The sequence below is a fragment of the Pseudomonas sp. 2995-3 genome, assembly GCF_002742565.1.
GTDB classification, from domain to species: domain Bacteria; phylum Pseudomonadota; class Gammaproteobacteria; order Pseudomonadales; family Pseudomonadaceae; genus Aquipseudomonas; species Aquipseudomonas edaphica.
On the sequence record NZ_LJSB01000142.1, the window covers coordinates 1 to 658 of the forward strand.

At 60.8% G+C, this 658-nt stretch carries 1 pseudogene; it reads right to left on the reverse strand.

The window, feature by feature from the left end:
* Positions 1-658, reverse strand: a pseudogene (locus AOA62_RS07555) (RHS repeat domain-containing protein); the annotation flags it as partial.

A 658-nucleotide genomic window follows, 5' to 3' on the forward strand; every position in this document is an offset into this window, starting at 1 on the left:
TGATGCGCGTGAGGCCAGCCTGCAGGTCATAGTCGAACTGGTAAGCGTCGCCCTCATCGGTCCAATGCCGAACCACGCGCCATTCCAGGCCTTCGATCAACGCCCACTCATAGAAACAGCGCAATCCGGTGGGTAATTGATGCTCCACCATTCGGCGCCCGGCATCGTAGGCAAAACGCCGCTGCACTTGATCGGTTGCATCACGCACTTGCGCCAGATTGCCCGCCGCGTCGTAGCCGTAGCTCACCAGCACTTCGCGACGTTGATCCGGGTACAGGCGTTCGATGCGGCTCAAATGGCCCTGATCACGGATCAGCTCAACCTGCACCAGATCGAACGTATCGCGCAGACGCACCAGGCGCCCCGCTTCGTCATAGTCGATATAGATACGGTTGTCGTTACGATCACCCAGTTGGCTCAGACGCAGTTGCGACGGGTTTGCTGGCGCAGCTTCGAACAAGCGGTACATGCCGTCGTCGCTTTCGATCAGCAATTGCCCATTGAGGTGTCGCCGCACGGCAAGCCCTTCGCCCGGGCTGAACACTGCGCCGCCCAACGGAATGGCGCCCATGTCGATGGGCCGCCCCTGCTCGTCGGTATACACGAGCGTTTCGCCGCCCTCGGGATGCGGCTGAATGTCGACGCATACTTCGTAGGG